At 60.8% G+C, this 2,731-nt stretch carries 3 protein-coding genes; 2 read left to right on the plus strand and 1 reads right to left on the minus strand.

What is annotated here, in order from left to right:
* The first annotated feature begins 137 nt into the window (after positions 1-137).
* Positions 138-791 (plus strand): serine recombinase, encoded by a 654-nt coding sequence (locus AB0M74_RS35120; protein WP_366530618.1) that lies wholly within the window; start codon positions 138-140, stop codon positions 789-791.
* Here AB0M74_RS35120 and AB0M74_RS35125 read toward each other — a convergent pair.
* The gene (locus tag AB0M74_RS35125) at positions 786-1,382 is read right to left on the minus strand and encodes a hypothetical protein (RefSeq protein WP_366530619.1); all 597 of its coding nucleotides are present in this window, start codon (positions 1,380-1,382) and stop codon (positions 786-788) included. The two genes, AB0M74_RS35120 and AB0M74_RS35125, sit on opposite strands and share 6 nt — an antisense overlap.
* A 113-nt stretch (positions 1,383-1,495) precedes the next feature.
* Between AB0M74_RS35125 and AB0M74_RS35130 the strand changes: the two genes are divergently transcribed.
* A partial coding sequence (locus AB0M74_RS35130) for a tyrosine-type recombinase/integrase (RefSeq protein WP_366530620.1) occupies positions 1,496-2,731 on the plus strand: 1,236 nt, incomplete at its 3' end.

Consider the following 2,731-nt stretch of genomic DNA (forward strand, 5'->3'; position numbering starts at 1 on the left):
CCGCCGAATACGAAGCCGCGTACTACTCTCAACAATCACCACGCCGACCGGCGCTGGTCTGAAACCGAAGCCGGTCCCTTACCCGTGACGGTTCAATCTGCCATTCTCTTCCCCCTGACGTGACGGAGATACGCCCGGTGACAACCGCTGAAGATCGGATGTGGAATGTCCGCGATGCGATCCTGCTTTGGCTCTATCAAGAAAAAATCTCTGGCAACCCAGCGCCTCGCCCGGACTTGGGCCGTCTTGCCACAGATGTGGGATGGGCAGCCGAACCCATCGCGGACGGGGACTGGGGTCAAGCTACCTCATACCTCAAGAGCGAGGGCTACATCACGGGAAGTGAAAGCTGGGGAGGCGGGGTAATCCGCCCCATGATTACTTCCAAGGGTGAGAACACAGCAGCGGCGAAGAAGTCCGTACGACCTGGCTCCACACAACCGGCCAACACAACTGGTGTGACCAACAACTACCACATCACCAACAACGGGCCAGCGCAGGTGGCCATCGGGAGCAGTGATTTCAACCAAACGCTGACGGTGGGCAGTTCTGATGACAAGCTGACCACTCTTGCCGAGTTGCTGGACCGGTTCGCCGAGGACAACCCTGAGAACGCCGATGAAGCCCGGTCAGTTGCCGAAGACATCAGGGAAGCGAGCGCCGACTCCAACCGCCCCATGGCTGCTCTCAGGGCATTGATGGCCAGCGCTATCTCCACGGTCGCCGTCGCGGCTGGAACTGAAATCGGCCAACAAGTCACAGACCTCGCGGTGTCCGTGATTCAGTCATAAGGCGGTGAGGTTGTCGAGCGTGACCCCGACGCGCACGGGCACTCCGTAGTAGTCGGCCAACGGTCCCGCATGATCTGCGACTTCATCACGGACACAGAGGCTTTCGATAACGACTTTGTGCGCACGTAGCTCACGGGCACAGCTTGGCCACACCTGCATGTCCAGGGGAACGGTCATCACTTCACCCTCTACCTGCATCTTCCCGCAGATCAAGGCTCCCTCGAAGTGGGGATAGTTGTCACGGAACCGCAGCAGATGGTCGGGCCGCGCGATCACAACAGCGCCACGCCCCCCGCAGGGACCTGGAGCCTGGACACAACCGACAGGGCAGATAGCGGAGTATTCCGATGACACCCATAAATACCCATGCGGGAGCGAGGATCTGACGAACGGTGAGCGCAATCGCGGCCCGTCGTCGGTTATCGCGAGATTCCACAGCCGATACGCCCGGAAAGAGTCTGGGTCGTAGGGGAACCGGTCAAGGAATGCCGCGGGGACGGATGCTGAGGGGAGAGACAGGCCCTTGAGCGCTGCGTTCATCTGCGTAAACAGCACTTCGAAGGCGGCATCAGGTATATCGTTGGTTTCCATTCGGAATCCTTTCTAGAAGTCGTATTTTTCGAGTGACCAGACACGCGAGCCGAGCTGTGCGGCGGTCATTTGCGATACGTGCAACCCGGATGCCATATCGCTATGCCGGGCGCGTGTACGACGGGGCCGACATCATCGACATCCCGTCAATGCGCATCTTGAGCGCCTTGGCCCGACGTTTGCGTCGTCAGCTGGGTCAGAAGTGCCCGAAGCTCAAGCGCCCCAACGGATCGTGGGCGAATCATGGCACCTGGGCGTTCTCAATCGGCGTTACCGTGGCGAACAAGCGGAAGAACGTCACGCGATCGGGCTTCACCATCAAGGACGAAGCACAGGCCGCCCTCGATGAAATCCGCGCCAAGGCGAATCGCGGCATAGTCGTCACCGAGCGTCAGACGGTCGCCGAGTACATGGAGACCTGGCTGAAGGGCAAGGCGCACGAACTGAAGAGCAACACCCACGGGCATTACACCCGGTACTTCGTGCGCTGGGGTCAGTACATCGGGCGCGTCAAACTGGATGACCTTCGCGTCCACCATCTCACCGCAGCTTTCGAGCACGTCGAAGAACGCAACGAAGAGATCCGGCGCGGCAAGATCAAGGCTCGCATCACCGGCCCGTCTGCCATGCAGCGAATGCGCGCGATGCTACGTAGCTGCCTTGGCGATGCCCTGCGTGAGGGCCTGGTCACGGTGAACGTTGCGAAGCTGGTCAAGCTGCCATCGGGCAAGCCACCAAAGGCGCTCGTCTGGACCAAAGCACGCGAAAAGGCTTGGCGTGACGCCATAGCCAAGCTCATCGAGGAAGGCCGCACTCCGAAGCAGGCGCGACGTGAAGCACCCACACCCTCCAGTGTCATGGTCTGGCGTGCCGATCACCTCGGCGCATTCCTGGACGCTGTCGAAGGCGATCGCCTCTATGCCCTCTGGCATATCTTGGGTACGCGCGGTCTGCGTCGTGGTGAAGCGCTCGGCTTGGACTGGTCGGATATCGACTGGGACAACAAGGCCGCGACGATCGGAAGTCAGTTGGTGCACAGCCCTTCCGGCGTCATCGAGGACACGCCCAAGTCAGATGCTGGCGACCGCACCGTCGCCCTTGGCACAGAGAATGATTCGCTGCTCAAGACGTACCGCGCTGCACAGAAACGCGAACGGCTGGAATGGGGCGAGGCGTACACCAAGACCGACCGCATCTTCACCCGCGAGGACGGCCGCGACCTTGACCCCAACCAATTCACCAAGCTGTTCAAGCGCCTGGGACTGCCCCGAGTTCGGTTGACTCGCGGGTGTGGTCTTTCAGGCCGCGAGCGCGGGCCGGTTTATTGTCTCGTACTCGATCGGGGTGAG

Source organism: Nocardia sp. NPDC051463, from assembly GCF_040681975.1.
Taxonomy (GTDB): Bacteria; Actinomycetota; Actinomycetes; order Mycobacteriales; family Mycobacteriaceae; genus Nocardia.